Raw genomic sequence first — 19,757 nt, forward strand, 5'->3', positions numbered from 1 at the left:
ATGCCTATCACCTTCTGTCCTGATAAAAAAAATAAACCAATGCTTAAGCCACAAAAAATAGAAACGGACTTTTCCGAGGTTTTAAAGGTTATTAAAGACCTCATTTCAGGTGTTGTAAAAAAAAGAATTAAATAAAAATTATTATGACGAAAAACAATTTAAGCTTCTTTGATAAAGATTTATATGGAGCATTTCAAGAAGTAATTAAGGGTAAAATAAAAATGGCCTCTGAAGTAAAAAAAGCTTATCAAACTTTAGAGTTAGAGAAGTTTGATAATTCAATTTGGAAACTCATCAAAAGTAATAATCTGGTTTTTATTCGTAAAACTCTAAGATCTAAAGCTGAGAATATAATTAAAGATACTGGTATAAAGCATGAAACTTTAATAAATACACTTCTTGTTGATTTTGATAAAAAGCTTACGGTTTTTACTGAATCAGTAAGGGGGTATAAAAATTTAGTTCGCGTTGATTATAAAATTGAATTTCCTAATAATTTCATTGAATTCAATGACGAATTTCAAGAGTTTACATACAATGATAAAATTGTAAAAGAATGGTGGTGTACTCAAAAACTTGAAGAAAGTCGTGAGATAGAGCTTTATCAATCTTCTGTTACTCTACTAGAACAGATAAAAAAATACAAGAAAAATGTTGGTAAACAAGGTATTTCTGCCTTGGGTTTTAAGCAAATATATGAGCATGTTTTCAAAAATATTTTTACCGATAATGATATCAACGAATCTTTTGAAATTGAAGTGAAGCGTATTAAAGAGGTTTTTTCTAATGAAGAAAGAATAAATGATCATAAAAACGCAACAAAAGCATCGATAGCTGCAGAACAAAAGTTCCAAAAGGAAATGAAAGACAAGGCTCCGAAAATTAAGTATCGAGATCCGGAAATAATGCAGGATGGCACTCCATTCTTTAAAATAGGCGAATAGTGATATATGATAGTTTAGATACACTACCTGTTCTTACTTTTTATAAAGTTGGTAGTACTGGGAATTTAGGTTTGCTTCAGAACAAAGTAAAGCGTAAAGATAGACTTAGTGAATTTGATTTAATGCATTTGTTTACCAGGATGCAAAAAGAGTTTACTGAAATATTGAATAATTTATCAATTAAAAGCGATGATAATTCGCGTTTTCATCTTATCGCTATATATGAGTACCATGAAGCAAAGCAGAAAATAGGCTTTATGGCCATTGAGCTGCTTAAGATCGAAGTTAACCAAGATGCTATTGACTTTTTAGAATCTGAAGGTTTTAAAGTTGATTTAGAAAATACTGAAAGATATTATAAAAGCCTGGAATCAATATTCAGAAAATTGGAACTTATTAATTCTAAAAAAAAGGCCATGATATCTTCTAGTCCAAAACTTAAAGAGTATGTGGAATCTAAATTAAAAGATCCTGAATACTTGGAAAATGAAACTTCACAAATCATTAAAACGTTAATTGCTTTTTCTGAAATTCTTAATATTCAGATTAACATACAAAAAGTTTCTTGTGCTGAATACTTGGTTTACTATGATTTGGTGAGTAAAAAGATTGAACAAGAAAAAAAGAATAATCAAACAGCTAAAAATGATTAATTATGGCATCAGGTGAAGGTGTTATTACACGAAAAGATATAATTACGGATGACGCTCTAGCATTCGGAACATTATTGGCAGAACAAGCTGAAATATCGATCAAAAAGGTAGAGGAGTTAAAAAGAGTATTCAAAGAGCTTAAAAACATCCCTAAAGATGTAAAAAACGCTTCAGATTATAAAGATTTAAGCGTTACGCTAGAAAAGAATATAAAACTATCCAATAAATACATTCAAGTCCTTAAAGAGCAAATTAAGCTAGAGCAAACAATGGATAGAATGAAAAAAAGTTCCATTGCAAATGAAAAATCTGAAACGAAAGCTAAAATTGACAATGCAAATGCAACTAGAGCTGCAGAAAAAGCAACAAATACTTATGTTCAAAAAGTTTTAAATACCAGTTCAAGCATAGCTAAGCAGAAAGACAAAGAAACTGAAAACGACACAAAAAATACTCGTAAAAAGATACAAAACTCTTTGGATTTTTCCCAGGCTATGGAAAAGCAAAAACAACAGATAATTGAGGCTGCTAAAAAAGAATCAGAAGCAGCTCAAAAATCCGCAGATGTAGTAGCTAAATCTAACGAAAAAAAGAGAATATCTGATATTCAGTTACAAAAAGCTAGAGAAAAAGCTTTTGATGACTATGAAAAAAAGCTTCAAAAAGAAGCAGTAGCTCAAGAAAAACTTTCAAATGTTTACAACAAAGTGCAGTTGAAAATAAATGGAATGACTGCTACTTATAATAATATTGCTGCTAAAAAAGAATTAGGTTTAAAACTCACAACTCAAGAGGAATCTCAATTAGCTAGTTTGGAAAAGCGTTTATTAAAATATAATGATGTTTTAAAACGTGTTGATGCGCAAATCGGAAAGCACCAGAGAAATGTTGGTAATTACAAGAGCGGTTGGGATGGTTTAGGCAATTCAATAAACCAAATTACAAGGGAAATGCCAGCTTTTGCTGTTTCTGCTCAAACCGGATTTTTAGCGTTATCTAATAACATACCGATGTTAGCTGATGAAATTCAAAGAGTTTCTAAGAACGTAAAGGAATTGCGCGCGCAAGGGCAGCAAGTTCCGGGCGTAATGTCGCAAATATTATCATCATTTTTAAGTTGGCAGACCGCTTTGTCTGTTGGGGTTACCCTGGTTACTTTGTACGGTAAAGAGATAGGGGAATTTTTTAAAGAAGTGTTTAGAGGGAATAAAGTTATTGCTTCATCGGCTAAATTATTAGAAACTTACAACAAAACTCTGAAAGATGGAGATTATGAAAAAGCATATACTGATGTCGCGAAAGTTGCTATTTCATTTGAGCAAGCGCGAAAAGGTGTAATTTCTAAAAAAGATGCTTTGAAGGTTTATAATTCTGTTTTAGGTGATGTAATGGGTAAAACCAATGATTTTGCTAAAGCTGAAAACACCTTAAACAACCAAGCACGGAATTATGTAGAAGCTACAATGGCAAAAGCTCAGGCAAACATCTTGCTAAGTGAAAGTGCGCAATTAGCCGCTGAAAATGTTGAACTTCAAGGGAAAAAAGAGGTTACTTGGGGTGAACAATTAAAGGCTTACTTACAATCAGGAGGGCCTTTTAGTAAGTTTGTAGATCCTTTTAATGAAAAAATTTCAGAAAACCGTACTAAAAAAATCAAAGAAAATACAGAGCAGATTAATGCTAATAGAAAAGCGGCTGAGGAATTAGTTAAAAAATTCCAAGAATTGTCTAAGAGTTTAAACATGGGTAATTTGTTTGGGGATGATCTAGACGAAAAGAAAGGTAAAACTCCTGAACAATTAGAAAAAGAACGACTTGAAGCATTGAAAAAAGCTTTTGAAGATGAAATCGATTTAAGGATACAGGCAGCTAATCAGCAAGCTGATATTAACAAACGAATTTCTCAAGACGAAAAGTCTTTGTTTGAGAACAGACTTTCCGCTCTATCCGCATACGAAGAAGAAAGCGAGAATGCCTTAAGATTAGAAGCGGAAAAGAAAATAAAATCTCTTTCAAACTTTTCTAAAGAATACAAAGCTTTAACTGATGACGAAATACAAACTTATTTAAAACAGGAAGGGGATCTTTCAAAGCTTAAAGATGATCAGATTTTAATTTTCAAAGAGTACTATTTTGAATTAAAAAAACTTCGTGAAGAAAACAAGGAGAATCTTCAAAAGAATGCTGAAATAGAAGCTAAAATTATAGCAGCTAACACAGCCGCTGTAATCTCTGGCGGAGATATAAGAAGACTTGAAGAACTAACCAAAATTGAAGAAGAATTTAGAAAACTAACTTTTAAAAACAATTCAGAACGCATTAAAGCTGTAGAGAAGCGTGAGAAAGAAATTCTAGCTGTTAATAGAAAGTACGATAAAATCACTTTAGAGGAACAAATCAAGCAAATGATCAAAACCCTTGAAATTTTAGGCTTGGAAGGTGAGAAAATAATTGAATTAAAAAAGAAACTTGCTGAACTTCAAAATCAATCTGTCAAAACAGATAATGAAAACAAAAATACAGATGCAGAAGACGAAATAAAAAAAGAAAAAGAAAAGCTAGAAAAACTAAAAAAATATTTAACCGAATTTTCAGATGGTTTTGCTTCATCAACAGGAATAAGCAGTAAGGTTGTAGAAGATTTCATAATGACCGCTGTAGATCAGTTTTCAACACTTGAAGAAAAAATAAAAGCAACTTTTATGTTTATGAAAGAATTTTCTAATTCTTTTTACCAACAAAGAATTGAAGAAATTCAAGATGAAATAGACCTTATTCAAGAAAAAAATGATAGAGAATTAGAAAGTTTTACAGGTACAGAAAAAGAAAAGGAACGTTTAAGAATTAGATTTCGCGCAGAGGAGCAAAAACTTGAAGAGAAAAAGAGGAAAGAAAAAGTAAAGCAAGCAAATTTGGACAAAGCTTTTTCAATCGCTCAGACAATATGGGCTACTGCGCAAGCAATAATGCAAGCTTATGCTCAATTAGGGCCTATAGGGGGTAAAATCGCTTCGATATTTGTAGGTGCTTTAGGAGCTGTTCAAATTGCGGCTATTTCAAGTGCTAAAATACCAAAATATAAAATGGGGCGTGAAGGCGGTCCGGAAGAAATAGCGATTGTTGGTGATGGTGGTGTGCATGAGGTTATTGAGCATAAAGATGGATCTGCATACATGACACCTAACACCGATACTTTAGTAAAACTTGAACAAGGTGATACGGTTCATAAATCTGTAGAAGATTATCAAAAATCCTTGCAAAAATCAATGATTAACAAAATGAGTAAAGACACAGAAAAGTATCTTGACCAGACGAGAAGAGATTCTATTCTTCAAGATAAAATTGAAGAAAACACTAGGGAAATAAAAGCTTTACACGCTACGATGAAAAGAAAAAAGATGGCTACAACAGTAAATGTTCCTAAAATAGATTTTGAATACGCTCAATGGCTTAGTAAAAACAGATAATTATGGCAACTAACATATTTACAGAATATTCAGACCGTGTGCGCTACTTTCTAAGTAGTAAAAGTTTAGGCACTATTCAAATACCAGAGCCTATTGGTTGGGATGAAGATGAAAAAGAATTTGGCAGAAATGAAGATAAATCTGGGGTATTCAGAAACCTTTCTAATTCTCTTAAATTTATTAAAGAAGCAAAAGATTTTATTGAAATAGTTAGACTAACCGATGGCATAAACGCAGAAATTCGGTTAACAAAAGAAAGCAAGAATGACCAAACAGATGTTTGGGAAACTGCTTATACAGGCTATTTAGATTTATCAACTAGAGGGGTTGAAAACAATCAATTAAGTTTAAGATTCAATTCTGGTGGTTTGGATTCGATTTTAAAAGCAAGAGAGGGTGAAGATGTAGAAATAGACCGAAAAGACACAATAGACGGCAAAGTGATTGATTCCTTAAAAACCGTAAATGTTGAATTGAATGGGCGTAGGATATTTCTAGAGTCAACGTGGAAAGCTGCGCCAATGACGTATCAGAAAGAATTGCTTATTAAGAGTACAGCCGGAGAAAAAAGATATTTATCTAATACTTTACCATTTGATATTGATAAAAAATCACACGAAGAAGCAAACCCAACTTTTGACGGTTCAGATGGGAATGAGCACATTGGGCAATCAACAATGATGCTTTTATCAAACATTGATAGAACTAGAAAATTTAAAGTAAAAGTTAGCGATTTAAAAGTTTTGCTCTTTACAAACCAATCATGGGAAGTAGATAACGGTTATGCTTCTATTTCTTTGGTAGTGTATGCAAATGGTTCTAATTTCGACAGAACTGGAAACGTTAATGATATTTGGAGGTTTGATTTTTCTGGAAAGGATCCAATATATTCTGGAAATATATTTGTTGATGAAAAAACATTCGATATCACACTAAATCAAGGTGAAAGCTTAGGTTTAGAGGTGATGATATATTCAGATTTCAAATCTGATATATTGGGTGGTTGGGGTAGAACATATAAACGTAATTTGTTTTACACATTAAAATCAGGCACTATCAAAATCCAAGAGGATTCTGAATTTAAAAAAACGGCATGTAAGGCCGTAAAACCTTTTGAATTAGCAAATAGACTTGTTGAAATTATAACCGGCAGGAAAAACGCTGTTAAATCAGAGATTCTTCAATCTGGAAAATGGAAAAATCTTCTGATAACACATGGTTTTTGGATTCGTGGTTTTAGTAGAGATGTTGATGCAAGTCTTCCAGAAGAAGATCGTAAATTCAAACCATTAACTACGAATTTCAAAGATTTTACACAGTCTTTAATGGCTGTGGCAAATATTGGCGTAGGTATTGAAAAAATAGGAGCAAGGGAATATGTAGTGATAGAGGATTTAAAATATTTCTACAATAGAAACACAACTATAAAACTACCAAACAAAATCACCAAAATAAAACGTTCAACAGATCCAACTAGTTTTTACAAAAGTATTGAAATTGGTTTTGAAAAAGGAGGGGAGTATGAAGAGGCCATGGGATTGGATGAATACAACATTCGCAATTCCTATACAACTTGCATTCACCGCGTGGAAAATAAATACACCAAGCTTTCAAAATATCGGGCAGATACGTACGGAATGGAGTTTGCAAGACGAAAGCCTTATTTTGACTATCCTACCGAAGATACCAGTTACGATCAAGATATTTTCTTCATAGATTGTAAAGATGAGCCGAAAACAGTAACATTTCCAACATGGCCATTTAGGGGAGCGACCAAAACCCTTGAAAGCTATATACCGCGTTTGTGGAATGATGATTTTAACCAAATGCCAACAGGTGTATTTTCGCCTGAAACAGCATTTAATTTACGCATCACGCCTTTTAATTCCATGTTAAGGCACGGATGGAACATTTCAGCAGGACTTACTGTTTATCCGTTTCAAAAAATAAAATATTCAAGCTCAAAAGGAAATAGCAGTTTGGTTACTTTATATGCTGAAAATGGGGAGATAGAGAATGTAAAACTTGAAAAACCAAGATTTGAACCTGAAATTATTGAATTTGAACACATCTGTAATGATGAGATAATGAAAATGGTTGAAGGTAGAAGCAATATCCTTGGTAAGGAAATTAGAAATTGCTATGGCCTTGTGGAATTTATCAATGAGAATGGAGAGATAGAAAAAGGTTATTTATTGGCATTAAAACCAAATGGAGCCGGAAATTTTAAACTGTTACAGTATAAATTGTAATTAACATATTTTTAACGTTTACAATGTAAACAATGTAAACAAAGTTTACTATTTTTGAAATAGAAATTTTAAACATCTTAAATCATGAAACGTATTAGCTACAATTTAAAAAATCAATTAGAAAGAAAAGTATCGATTGAAATTCCTTTTTATCAACTATTCATTGACATGAGTATTACTTTGACCAATATTTCTCATTTGAATGATTTTTTATTAAGAATTGGATCCGAATGTATTAATATATCCCCTATCCAACTGCTGCAAGATAAATTTATTAAAGGTGAGTCTGTTACTCAAATGGAGTTTGAAGATTATGAGAATATTTATCAAAAAACTTGTGATGTATATGAGAGTTTCTACTCTATAAATTGCTTGAAAGGCGTTGATATGTTTGTCAGTTGTTATTATGAAATGGCGGTGCTTGGGTGTTTAAATAAGCAAAATATAAAATTGCTATCATTTTTAAAAGAAGGGGAAATCGATGAGTTAGAATCAAAATATTTTGATTTTAGAGCAGAGTACTTTCAAAGCAAAATATCCTTCCCTAAGTTTTTAAAGCAAGTTGAAAAATTATTAAAAATTGCAGTAAATGGCGGATAATTCAGAATTCAAACACACTAAGCAATTTACAGAACGTAAGGAAGCTCTGAAGGTACTCGAAAAGGCTAAAAAATTAGAAGGTAATCTAATTTCTAGCGGCCATAAATGGAGTAGAATAGATTCAAAAACAATAATATTAAAAAGTAAAAAATGAAACAAGGTCTGAATATTCAGAACCTTAACCTAATTCAACTTAAAAACCTATCCTTGATATTAAAATGCTCTCCAAATAATATAAAAGAGATCATAGCTAAAGGATTCATTTTTCTTTTTTCAGAAAATGAATCCTGGGTGTTTCGTAAAAATCAAACAGATACCATACATGATTCTTTCAGGGATTGGTACAAACATGTAAAATTTTAAATTATATACAATTATGTCAGAACAAACTAAAATTAAATTGATTGATACTTCAGAAGTATTAAAAAGCGCGCCAGATAACATTAAAAAAATGTTTGCTAACCGATTAAACCTTAATGAAGATATAGATTCTCAAATCGCTTCATTTGAGTCTGATGTGAATTTAGCTTCTGGTAAATCCAAAAGTGAGTCGAAAGGATCAGAAGATATTTCTGATTCTGATTTAGATCAAGTTATGAGAAGTATTTAAAATAAAAAGGAACCTGTTGACGCAGGTTCCTAATATCAAATTTCATCCCTTTAAAATGAAAACTGAATGATAAACAAATTTAAACAATTATCACCGGCTACGAAAGAAGATGTTTTAAACGTAGCCTTACTTACAAGTTTTATTTTGGGTGTAATATCCCTAAAATCAATTGTAAAAATATTTTTAATGTACTCACAATTTTTAGAAAAAATATTTAATTAATCATTTTATAATGAAAAAAGAAACATTATACAAAAGCCTACAAGAACGAAATGCAGATCTGCAGGCTGAACTAGATAAAAACAATAAAGTTCTAAATGATATCGATTCTGGAGTTTTATTTTCTGAAGAAGAAAATACTTCTGATTATAAATTTCAAATGTTTGAATTGAGCCCTAATAATTATGTTTTACACAAAGGAAAGCCATATCAATTAGACTCGCATGATATTTATAATTTAGATAGCACAGATTGCGACGATATAAAACCTATGTTACTAACTGATAATATTCTTAATTCTTATCAAATATTATCTTCTAGTGAGGATGAAACTAAATGCGATGTTTTTACATTTATAGAAACTGAAAACGGTTTTTATCTTTCAGATCGAGAAGGGAATATATTAAGTAAACCACTGAAATATGTTCATCAATTTCAGAATTTATTTCAATCCCTTTATCTAAGAGAAATATATTTTATTTTTAATTAAAATTGGCGTTTTAGCAATATAGAGTTTTTTGTAGGTTAGTTTTTACTAACCTACATTTACATAAAATATTACTATTATGAATGAATTTAATTGGATACACTATCCAGAAAGCAGACCGGCCGAAACTGGTAATTATGTTGTGAATTGTGAAATTGATAACCATATCACGAACCATTTAGGTTTTTACGATATACCAACAGCATCTTGGTATACTTCATCTGAAATGCGAGCGAGATTATTAGCTGTAAACGCGTTTAAAGCTGAAAGAACAATACCTTACATTAGAAATTAATAAAAATAACCTTCAAGAAGATCCTTGAAGGTTATTTTTTATAGAATATGTAATTAACTCCTTTTTTATTTTTTGTTTTTGTTTCAACCTTAAATTTATAAATAATATCTAATTCTATTAGTCTATCAACAGCTTCTTGTAATTGTTTTTTCAATACACTTTTTTGTGATTTTTCATAAAATTCATGATTCATTACGTTAAATAACACATATTCACTTACCTTTATTTCCTTGTATTTTTGTCTTTTTATATAATCATGTATTGCATAAAAAGAACCCTTTGTTTTTTTTCCTCTACCTACTGCATTGAATTGCTCAATAATATTATTTGGATGTGAAATATAGCTCTCGCCTATTCCTATCCTAAAAATAGGATCTAGTGTTATTTGAAAACTTGAAGTACTTAGATAAGAATCAATATCAACCTCATTTCCTATACTTGAAATCAAACTCGTATACCTCCAGCCTTTACGAACCTTATTGTTGTGTGGGTTTTGGTATTGGTATTCTAAATACATGCTTTTATCTTTCAGTCGCTTTATTATATTTCTAACCATTTCTTGCTGCCTTCCTCCTGGCGCGTTGTCTGAATGATATATTTTCGCTATTTCAAAAAAAGATGTATTGAAAAATGGGTGTTTATTTCCTGTGTTAAATTCACTATTTAATATAACCCCTTCTCCTGTATAAAAACTTTCTCTATCGTCTTTATTATGAATGTTTTTACTTTTATCAGCTAATAATTTAGAAAGAACATATATCATTTTATGTTCTTCTGCCGTAACCACAAGCCCAATATTGCTTTTTGTTATTTGGTTTTCGAACACTTTCATTGAAGATGACCGCGGAAGTTCTAAGCCTTCGTTTATTTCTTCAATTATTTTTGAAAATTTTTCATCAGTTTTATTAACGGACCCCATTAACCCCAAAGGTTTACTTTGCCTAAAAGTTCCGGTATTTTCCTTTAAAAGTTCAGCTACAGTTTTAGCCCTTAAACTTAATTCTTTCCCCTCTCTCTTTTTCATACAGTAAAAAATCATTTAAGTATAATGACGCATCAACATTTTTAAGTAGGAAAACATTCTCAAGCATTTCATTTGCGTTTTTAGTAGAATAAACTTTTTCCGGTATTGTAAGACTTTCTTTGTTTAAGAGAAAGAATTCGTTCTGCTGTTCGAATATAGAATCTATATAATCAGATATCATTGAAGATTTGAATTGATATTCTCTAAAGAAACAAAACAGTGCAAAATCAAAGTCTAAAAATTTTTGATAGTAAAGAGCAAAGCAGTCAATGCAGTTTTGAACGTATGAGTTTATAAAATCTTCTGAAGCTTTTTGATTTGAAATTTTATTCTTAAGCAAAAGGTACTGTAAATAATAACTTTCATAGGTTTGTTTCTTTTCACTTAGTCTTATACTGAAGCTGATTGCTTTTTTGTTCAGATCCTCAAACATTTTTAAAGCTTTTATATCAGCATTAGTTACGAACGACTGAATAATAAATATTCGTTCATAGTCGGTTAAGTAAACAGAATCGTCAAAAAGTAAGTTTTCTCTATCAGTTTGTATGTTGTTCATAAGAATAGCAGCTCTATCTTTAGAACTTAATTTAAGGATAGAAAGTATCTTATTTTGTGATTCAACCGGCAGAGCCAAAAAATCTTCCTGGTTAATCAATTTTGAGTATTTATTATTGACTTTCATATTCTATTTTATTACTTCCGCTATGTAAGCTTTGTGGAAGTATAATTTTATTTTAAGGTCTTTAAATATGTTTCTTCTATTATCTTAAATTCATCTTCTCCTACTTCCTCAATATATGCTTCAAGATATTTTGAAATAATATTCCCCATAAAGTCTTTTATAGGCAATCTATTATAATGAGCGATGGCTTTTATTTTTTCTGTTTCGATCCTATTTGCTATAAAAATAAACCTAGTTTCTCCTTCTTTCAGCCCATTTTTCTTTCCTTCTTCCTTTTCTTCCTTTTCTTTATTTTTAAAGTAAACTTCAATTGAAGTTTTGTCACTTTCATGGTTTACAACTTGTTTTTGTTCTTTCTTTGGAACTGAAGATTCTCCGAAAAGATATTCCATTCCACGTTTAAAATCCTTAGCCATTTTAAAAATATTTATACTGTTTCTTTAATTAATATTTGCTCAATTTTGTTAGATACATAATGAAAATTAATTTCTGTATCTTGATACTGTTCTTTTTCATTTTCATACTCGAAGTAAATAATACCATCTTGACTAACCACCTTTAAGCCAATGTCAAGTATATTGATAGAATTCCCTTTGGATTTTATGTTTTCGTAATCGAAAGAAAATCCATAATCAATTAATAAATTTGCAATTCTTTTCATTTTATATTTTATTTTCTTCTTTTTTATACACAATACATATTGTAAATCATGTTACAAATGTAAACATTGTTTACTATTTCCCCAAACGTTTTATTATCTCTTTCGCTAAATTTTTATAATCTTCTGATCCGTATGATTTTGGATTGTAGCTAATAATATCTTGTTTTGATACTGGAGCTTCAGCGATTGAAACATTATCTCTAATTTGTGTTTTAAAAAGCAACTTATTAAAATTTTCGTCAAGTGATTCCAGGATATTCTTGTTTAAAACCTTCCTTTTATCATACTGTGTTACAAATAAACCCGTAAGCTGAAGATTTTTATTTAGTCTTGATTGTATTTTTTTAATAACTTCAATTAATTTAACTACACCTTGTAAAGCTAAATATTGCGCCTGTATCGGTACAATAATATGATTAGAAGCAACGAAGCTATTTAATGTAAGTAAGCCTAGACTAGGTGGGCAATCGATTAAAATGAAATCGTATTTGCTTGCTATAGGTTCAATAAGTTCCTTTAGTATCTGTTCTCTTCCTGGTTCTGAAGCGAGTTCAATTTCGGCCCCGGAAAGATCAAGCGTAGATGGTACCACGTCAAAACCTTTTTTGTACTCAAATGGCGTTAAAGGATATTCGCCTCTTAATGATCCGTAAACAGTTTTATTTTCTGTTGAAATTCCTAAGCTTTGGCTAAGGTTCGCTTGTGGGTCAAGATCTATCAATAAAACTTTCTTTTTAAGTAAATTCAAGGCAGCCCCTATATTAACACTAGAAGTCGTTTTTCCCACGCCTCCTTTGTGGTTGCTAACAGATATTATTTTAGTCATTTGGTTTTAGCTTTTATGTTCCCGACAATTATGCCGGGAACAATGGTTTTTTAATATTAATAGAAAGAAAGTGTTTTTACTTTCCCGGTGTTTCCTTCAAAACTTAATCGGAATGTATCTCCAGGCTTTCCTCCTCTATTTTTAATTATTTTACAATATAATTCCTCTGATGGGTAACCTGGACCGTCATAGCTTTCTGGTATTTTATTATTTACTCCACCCCATTGAGGTTCAAACATACAATTCCAAAATCCAATTATCAAGTTTGCAATATGTTCTATATCTCCAGCTTCTCTAATTTTATCAGCAAATAACTGAGAAGGATTTTTTACTTCTCTTGATAATTGGGCACCAAGTATAACCGGTAAACCAGTTAGGACTGAAATATCTTTCAAATCAAGACAAATCTGTTTTATTTCTTCTTGTCTAGTTGTGTTCTTTTTGAAAGGATTTTCAGGAAGTTTAAGCAGCTGTATATAATCAATAAATACGGCACCGACATTTCGGTTTTTCCTTAAAAAGTAAATAGCATCGATCAATGTTTGGCTATCATAATCAACATAATGAATATTTATTTTCTGTGATAAAACAAAGTTTTCAAAGAACTTGTTTTTAAAATACTCAAAGTCTGGGTATGAGTTTAAAATATATTTGTTACCTCTGAAATAATCTTCTATTGTTCTTTTATTATTTTTTGAAACATGTTTATCTAGGTAGCAATTTAGAAGACTTATCAAAATACTTTCCTTATCTTCTTCAAAACTAAATATGTGAATTTCTTTATTAAAATCATGTTTTAGGCATTCAAAAACACTATTCAACATAAACGATGTTTTACCGTGCGATGTAGGTGCTGCGATAATCGATATCGCACCACTAGGGAAGCTTATATATTTTGTTTCTTTATCCGATTCATCATAATAAGAAAACTGTGTTTGAATATTACCTGGTTTGATTTGGTAATGATTCAGCAAATCATTTTCTGATATCGGTTTTATCAAACTTTCATAAAAAGATTGTTTTTCCTGAATCTTGATATCCTTTAATTTTGTTTCAATTAAAGAGATTGCTTGAGTGGTTTTACCTTCTTTATGCAAAACATTTGCATCTCGGTTAAGCTGCTCAAATAAACTTTTCTGAATTTCTTCATTTCTCTTTACAGAAAGCTTTTCTATTGTTAGATCCCATGTTACTTTATTTATACCCAATTCCGCTAGAACCGGCTCTCTCAAAACTAAATTTTTAAAAGCTTCTCTATGTATCGGGTTAGAAAACTTTGCGCTATGTTGTAATAATTCTTCTAGCAGATCATCAACCAATTTATAAGAATTATTATTTTCCTTTTGCGCGAACTTACTTATTGTGGAATTGAATATGTAAACGTAATAAGGTACCGATTTTTGTAGTATTTGTTTGAAATTATCAATTCCATTATTTCGTATAAACGAATCGACGTCAACCTTTTCGTTTCCTTCTTTTGATACTTCCGCTATGAAGATTTTGTGGAAGTTATGATCTAAAATATTATAGATTGCTTTTATAATATCTTCAGATGTTTCAACTTCTTTTCCTGGGTCAAAATCAGGAACTAACGTTATTTTATTGATACTTTTTGTTAATGCATTTTTTATTTGGTTAGGGGTTGGTACCTTATGGCCAGAAGCAACAATATTATCAATTCCGTTTGCTTCTGCGAACAAAGCGTCCAGCTGCCCTTCTACAATAATCAAATCTTTTTCACCTTTTAAGGAAGACATATTGAAAAAACCGTCGTCTTTTTCAAGCTTATTTGAATAAATATACTTTGATCTGTAATTATCGGAAACAGCTCTAAAAACAAAACCTTTAATGTTGCCGTTCGATGTGAAAGGTATTGAAATCACATTAACATCACCGATATCAATATGGTTTAGATATGTTTTTAATAACTCTTCAATTTCTTCTCTAGAATAATGATTTGCTAAGTAATTGAATAAATTTGTTTTGCTGGCAATATAGCCAAGTCCCATTTTTTCAATTACTTCATTTGAATAAGATCTTGAAAACAAATACTGTTTAACTGGGTGGTTATCGTCGAGAATGTTTAATGAATATGTAAAATATGAATTACAAACGTTGAAGAAATCACGTTCTTTTTTCCTTTGTTCAGATTCTTTATAATCTCCTTTAGGAATCTCAAGGTTGCAAACACTTGCTAAATACTTAATTGCTTCAATAAAAGATAAATTGTTTACTTCTTTTTGGTAATCGATGTGGCTTAAAGATTTTCCACCTTGTTCAGCTATATTTTTAAAAAGCTTTTTACCGATATACGTTTTATCCTTCCTATTTGAAGGTGTACCATTAAGATAAGTATTACTGATCCATTGGCTGCCCTTCATGATGAAATTATGTTCTGGGTAAACCTGATCGGCCTTTTCGTAAATTGCTGGATAAAGATCTTCTTCTATCCATAAAGACAATGCACTCATTTGATTTTATTTAAAATTCCTAAAACAAATATAAACATAATTTATCATGTAAACATGTTAAACATAGTTTCATTAATGCTAAATAAAAATAAAACGTATATTTGTCTTTTAAAATACTCATTTGAGTGTTTAAAATTTCTAAGAAAAAGGAGCCCTCAAAAGCTCCTTTTTTGATTGGTTAATTTTTATTTAACCAAACATTAATTATTCTTTAGCAAATTTAACTAATTTGCAATAACCAAATATTTTTCGTATCTTTAAGATAATACCTTCCCAAAATACTTTCTTATTTAAGCTGAAGTGCTGCGCCAGCACTATTTATTTTTAACCGCTATTTATATTCTTTTTAGCGGCTTTTTCATGTCACAACTTTAATTCATTTATCGAAATACCTTTGTTTTCAAGGGTTTTAAAAAGGCTCAATTCGATGTCCTTTTTTTTTATTTGCCAGTTTTATTGCTTTGAACAAACTTAAAGAACAAGACAATATGAGGTAAAATTATCTTTATAAAGGGAGGGCGATATTTTTTTATATATACAATATAAAATAATTAGTCTTTTCGATTAAGTGAAACTATTTATAATTATAACGCATAATTCAAAATGATACAAGCACGTTCACCACCAATTTTATACATACATAAAAAGAGGTTAAGCCCTGAGAAACTTAACCTCTAAACTAAAATAATTTTAAAAAAATAAAACAAATGGACACATTTATCACGATTCTTAAGGTAGCTTATTACACCGTTCCAACAGTATATACATTATACAAGTTTTGGAAATTGGTAAGAGCGTCAAAAACAAAATAAATAATTTTGTTTAAAGAACATTTGTTCGCTGCAACGAACGATGTCCTGAGTAAGGGCGGTACAAGGTACCGCCGACTTATTCGGTTTTATATTACAAATTTACGACAAAATTAATAAATGGAATCCAGAAGGCGCTCGCCGCTGTTTTGTAACCTTCTCTCTTCTTGAAGAGTAGCTGTATAAATTTGGGTTGTATTGCTATTTGAGTGTCTTAGCGCAAATTGCGCCATTTCTGGCGTACCTCCAGCTCTTAATATACTTACTGCAACGGTATGTCTTAAACTATGGGCCGTATAATTTTTATCATCAATACCCATTGCTTTTAAATTGGTTTTGACAATTTCTCTAATTGTTCGCGTACTCAATCTTTTGTACATGCTGTTTTTACTTTCTGAAACAAATAAAGGATCACTAGGGGAATATTTACCACGTGTTTTTAAATATGCTTGAATTGGTTCATAAGCTTTTTCTGTAAGCTCAACAAAGTTATCCTTATCATCCCGGCCTTTACCTTGAATTAAAGCAATCCTTTTACCAGACTTAAATGTAATATCTTTGATATCCAATCTAACTAATTCAATAGTTCTTAGTCCAGTTCTAACCAACAAATTTATAATAGCAAAATCCCTTGAGTTTATACTGCATGTTTCCAAGAGTGTTTTTACTTGATCTGAAGTAAGAGGTTGTTTTCTTATTTGCTGCTTTCTGCGCGGTAATTTTATACCTTTAGCAATGTTCGGGTACAACTTGTGAGATTCTGCCCATTCAAAAAATTTACGAACGATGGTTATATAACCGGCAACGGTTAAAGAACTCATTTTTTTATTAAGCAAATGTTCTTTGTATAAAATAATATCTTTTCTTTCAATTTTATCCAAAGTATAATTTAACTCTTGGATCCAGATGAAGAACTGTTTTATATGCCCTCGGTAACATGTTTTAGATGTTTCTTTTACATCTTGATCATTTATAAAAGCATCAATTAAATGTTGGAAATTTAATTGCTTAGTTAATGCCGGAACGGTTGATTCCGTTGGTAGGATGGTTGTATTCATGGTTAAGCTTTTTATATATTAAATTATGTAAACATTGTTTACTATAATACAAATGTAAACATTGTTTACTAACTTCCACAAATATTACATAGCGGAAGTAATAAATTTTACATAAAAATAAAAATTAAGTCTAATAGCGCAATATTATTTCAAGTAAAATAGCCTTAACGCATTGATGTTCTTTCTGTTAAAATAAAAATAGTATTTTTTAAGTCTGATAGCACAATTTTTTTTCTTTTTTTAAGTCTGATAGCTAAACTTTTAAGTCTGATAGCTAAACTTTTAAGTCTGATAGCACAATTACATTTTTGAAAAACCCAATAAAATCAAGGCTTTAAAAGGTGTTTTTAAATGTGTATATATTATTATATGTTTTTATAGTCTATATTCTATAAAAGAATATAGACCTAAATAAAAATAAATAAAAAAATTTGCCTAAGGGCATTTTTTTATTTTTAATAATGTAAGCTATAAAGAGGGGGTGATTCCTGCCTTTTTAGTGTTTAATATTTTTTATTTGAACTTATGATAATATTGCATAAATATTTTACCAAGTATTACAATTTTATTATATTATTACTATGCTATACTTAAATTTAAGTATATTTGGTAACTAAATACGTAAAGTAATCACATAAATTTAATGACACCAGAAGAACAGTTAAGAAGTGAATCCTGGAATAATTCTATTCAATGCTTTGGTAAAAGTTATATTTTTAACAAAAGAGCACAGTTTTACAGTAAATGGAATAGATTTTTAGCAATATTAGGAATTGTAGTACCTTTAACTGTTGGTGCCACAGCATCAGGATTCGGATTTGAATCAGAAATATTAAAAAATACAATAGCTATATCTATTCCATTATCTATTATACAATTAGTAATATCAGCATTTGCTCTTGTCAACAATTGGAATGATTACCTATCATATTCACTAGAGGCTGTAAACGACTATAATTCGTTATCCGATGACTTTAAAAAACTAGGTAAAAATTCACCTAGTAATTTTGGAGATTTTTCAAAGTCTTTTGAAATATTAGAAACTAGGTTAAAATATAGAAATGAGAGTGACTCAAAATATAGTTTTAGTGAAAGAGAGCTCCGAAAGGGCATGAGGTACGCACTTAGAGAATTTCAAAGGAAATGTGTAGGATGTCAGGAGGTGCCTTTATCAATGCTATCAACACCGTGTGAAATTTGCGGAAAATTTGAAAGAAGTTTAATACATAAAATTTTATTCCATGGATGAAAAAGTAAAAAGATTGCTAAAAGTTTACTCTGAACTTGCCCCTTCAGAGAGAAAAGAAGTCAGAGATTTTATTGATGATTTTGAAAGAAAATCCTTTTTAGAAAAAAGGAGTGCCAATGAATCCCTGAATAAAAGTTTAGGGCCATTATTGACTAATTCCTGTGTGTGTTGCGGAAAATAAAAAATATTATATGAAAAAGATACTATTACTTCTTTTCTTTCTGGTTAATTTAAACGCAATAAGCCAGAATGAATTTAAAAAACTCCCGAAAGGTTCGTGCTCCATTGATCATAATTGTAAAGCAGAATATTTTAAAGATGATTTTCAGGAAATAGAAAAATACAGAATACCTATTTTTAACAGCAGCCTAGGTAAATCTTCAGTAAATGAAAAACTTCTCTTTTCTCTTCAAAAGCATGTTTTAAGCGACAAATCAATAAAAACACACATTTACCTATACGGAAATATTAAAGCTTGCAGGGATGAAAATTCATACGTTCATTTCATTTTTAAAGATGGTTCTGAAAGTAAAATTATTACTAGTAATTCAAATATTGAATGCGGCACCGCTTTTATTCCGTTACAGATCGATAACGAATTGTTGAATAAATTACAAAATAATGAAATTGAAAAAATAAGATTGCAGTTTATTGATGGTAAAGAAGATTTTAGTGTCAATTCTAAAGACCAGAGAAACTTATACGAAAAACTAAAGTGCATTATAGCAATAGAAAAAAAGACCTCTTAAAACGAGGTTTTTTTATTATAAGCATACCCGTAAACTCCTCGTTTCCCCTCGTTGTAAACTCGTTGTTATCCTTGCCCTAACCTTGCCCTTTTCCCTTGTACTACCCTTGTACTACCTTATACTAAACTTATACTAATTTTTATATTATCCTCGCCCTAACCTCGCCCTAAACTTACCGTAAACATACCGTTAAAACTCTGTTTTAACCCCATTTTACATTGTATTCACCCTTATTATCCTTGTGGTGACCTTATGGTTTATCTTCGATATTAATAACTTAATTTTATGAGCATTATGCATAAAAAAACCTCTCTTTTTTAGAAAGAGGTTTTTTCCTTCAAATCAAATTATCATAAATGACTTAAGTTTAAAACGAACTTAAATATATACTTACATTATTGATAATTAGACTTATACCACAATGTCAATAACTCACTACCTAAAAATTTTTGTGTGTTCTCTTTATCCGCTACTTTAGATTTAAACGAACATAAACATTGTTTATTATGAATAAAAATTTAAGCAAACGTGAAGAGAATTTTTGTATTGATTATGTTAATCATAATAATGCAACAAAAGCATACGAAGACAACTTTAAATGCGAAGGTGTTTATCGTGCCAACATAACAAGAAGAGCTAATTATTTAGTGAAGAAGAAACATATTCTGAATAGAATTTTAGAATTAGCTAAAAAGTAAAAT

At 30.3% G+C, this 19,757-nt stretch carries 19 protein-coding genes; 12 read left to right on the forward strand and 7 right to left on the reverse strand.

What is annotated here, in order from left to right; genetic code table 11:
* Positions 1 to 143 precede the first annotated feature (143 nt).
* The 8 genes from MG290_RS14715 (at position 144) to MG290_RS14750 (ending at position 9,235) form a co-directional block, all read left to right on the forward strand.
* Positions 144 to 944 (forward strand): hypothetical protein, encoded by an 801-nt coding sequence (locus tag MG290_RS14715; protein ID WP_264563306.1) that lies wholly within the window; start codon positions 144 to 146, stop codon positions 942 to 944.
* Positions 944 to 1,597 (forward strand): hypothetical protein, encoded by a 654-nt coding sequence (locus MG290_RS14720; protein WP_264563305.1) that lies wholly within the window; start codon positions 944 to 946, stop codon positions 1,595 to 1,597. Before MG290_RS14715 ends, MG290_RS14720 begins: the two co-directional genes overlap by 1 nt.
* Positions 1,598 to 1,599: 2 nt before the next feature.
* On the forward strand, positions 1,600 to 5,064 hold the full coding sequence (locus MG290_RS14725) for a hypothetical protein (RefSeq protein WP_264563304.1): 3,465 nt from the start codon (positions 1,600 to 1,602) through the stop codon (positions 5,062 to 5,064).
* Between the two features lie 2 nt (positions 5,065 to 5,066).
* Entirely contained in the window at positions 5,067 to 7,316 is a 2,250-nt protein-coding gene (locus MG290_RS14730) for a hypothetical protein (RefSeq protein WP_264563303.1), read from the forward strand.
* Between the two features lie 84 nt (positions 7,317 to 7,400).
* Entirely contained in the window at positions 7,401 to 7,916 is a 516-nt protein-coding gene (locus MG290_RS14735) for a hypothetical protein (protein ID WP_264563302.1), read from the forward strand.
* Positions 7,906 to 8,070, forward strand: a complete 165-nt coding sequence (locus MG290_RS14740) for a hypothetical protein (protein WP_264563301.1) — start codon at positions 7,906 to 7,908, stop codon at positions 8,068 to 8,070. Before MG290_RS14735 ends, MG290_RS14740 begins: the two co-directional genes overlap by 11 nt.
* A 222-nt stretch (positions 8,071 to 8,292) precedes the next feature.
* Complete coding sequence (locus MG290_RS14745; RefSeq protein WP_264563300.1) at positions 8,293 to 8,526, forward strand: hypothetical protein; 234 nt, start codon at positions 8,293 to 8,295, stop codon at positions 8,524 to 8,526.
* Between the two features lie 232 nt (positions 8,527 to 8,758).
* Positions 8,759 to 9,235: a hypothetical protein gene (locus MG290_RS14750; protein WP_264563299.1), complete on the forward strand. Its 477-nt coding sequence runs from the start codon at positions 8,759 to 8,761 to the stop codon at positions 9,233 to 9,235.
* A 323-nt stretch (positions 9,236 to 9,558) separates the two neighbouring features.
* Here the strand turns inward: MG290_RS14750 and MG290_RS14755 are convergent, their stop codons facing one another.
* The 7 genes from MG290_RS14755 to MG290_RS14785 form a co-directional block, all read right to left on the reverse strand.
* On the reverse strand, positions 9,559 to 10,551 hold the full coding sequence (locus tag MG290_RS14755) for a hypothetical protein (protein WP_264563298.1): 993 nt from the start codon (positions 10,549 to 10,551) through the stop codon (positions 9,559 to 9,561).
* Positions 10,511 to 11,233 (reverse strand): hypothetical protein, encoded by a 723-nt coding sequence (locus MG290_RS14760; RefSeq protein ID WP_264563297.1) that lies wholly within the window; start codon positions 11,231 to 11,233, stop codon positions 10,511 to 10,513. Before MG290_RS14760 ends, MG290_RS14755 begins: the two co-directional genes overlap by 41 nt.
* A 47-nt stretch (positions 11,234 to 11,280) precedes the next feature.
* Positions 11,281 to 11,649 (reverse strand): hypothetical protein, encoded by a 369-nt coding sequence (locus tag MG290_RS14765; protein ID WP_264563296.1) that lies wholly within the window; start codon positions 11,647 to 11,649, stop codon positions 11,281 to 11,283.
* Between the two features lie 11 nt (positions 11,650 to 11,660).
* On the reverse strand, positions 11,661 to 11,894 hold the full coding sequence (locus MG290_RS14770; protein ID WP_264563295.1) for a hypothetical protein: 234 nt from the start codon (positions 11,892 to 11,894) through the stop codon (positions 11,661 to 11,663).
* A 73-nt stretch (positions 11,895 to 11,967) separates the two neighbouring features.
* The gene (locus tag MG290_RS14775; RefSeq protein WP_264563294.1) at positions 11,968 to 12,720 is read right to left on the reverse strand and encodes a ParA family protein; all 753 of its coding nucleotides are present in this window, start codon (positions 12,718 to 12,720) and stop codon (positions 11,968 to 11,970) included.
* Positions 12,721 to 12,776: 56 nt separating this feature from the next.
* Entirely contained in the window at positions 12,777 to 15,191 is a 2,415-nt protein-coding gene (locus tag MG290_RS14780; protein WP_264563293.1) for a DnaB-like helicase C-terminal domain-containing protein, read from the reverse strand.
* Between the two features lie 922 nt (positions 15,192 to 16,113).
* On the reverse strand, positions 16,114 to 17,058 hold the full coding sequence (locus MG290_RS14785; protein WP_264563292.1) for a tyrosine-type recombinase/integrase: 945 nt from the start codon (positions 17,056 to 17,058) through the stop codon (positions 16,114 to 16,116).
* Between the two features lie 643 nt (positions 17,059 to 17,701).
* On the opposite strand from MG290_RS14785, the gene MG290_RS14790 reads away from it, so the two are divergent.
* The 4 genes from MG290_RS14790 (at position 17,702) to MG290_RS14805 (ending at position 19,754) form a co-directional block, all read left to right on the forward strand.
* Positions 17,702 to 18,307, forward strand: a complete 606-nt coding sequence (locus tag MG290_RS14790) for a mobilome CxxCx(11)CxxC protein (protein ID WP_264563291.1) — start codon at positions 17,702 to 17,704, stop codon at positions 18,305 to 18,307.
* Positions 18,300 to 18,488, forward strand: a complete 189-nt coding sequence (locus tag MG290_RS14795; RefSeq protein ID WP_264563290.1) for a hypothetical protein — start codon at positions 18,300 to 18,302, stop codon at positions 18,486 to 18,488. Before MG290_RS14790 ends, MG290_RS14795 begins: the two co-directional genes overlap by 8 nt.
* A gap of 10 nt (positions 18,489 to 18,498) precedes the next feature.
* The gene (locus tag MG290_RS14800; RefSeq protein ID WP_264563289.1) at positions 18,499 to 19,056 is read left to right on the forward strand and encodes a hypothetical protein; all 558 of its coding nucleotides are present in this window, start codon (positions 18,499 to 18,501) and stop codon (positions 19,054 to 19,056) included.
* Positions 19,057 to 19,562: 506 nt separating this feature from the next.
* Positions 19,563 to 19,754, forward strand: a complete 192-nt coding sequence (locus MG290_RS14805; protein ID WP_264563288.1) for a hypothetical protein — start codon at positions 19,563 to 19,565, stop codon at positions 19,752 to 19,754.
* Positions 19,755 to 19,757 lie beyond the last annotated feature (3 nt).

The sequence above is a fragment of the Flavobacterium sp. CBA20B-1 genome, assembly GCF_028473145.1.
Lineage (GTDB): Bacteria > Bacteroidota > Bacteroidia > Flavobacteriales > Flavobacteriaceae > Flavobacterium.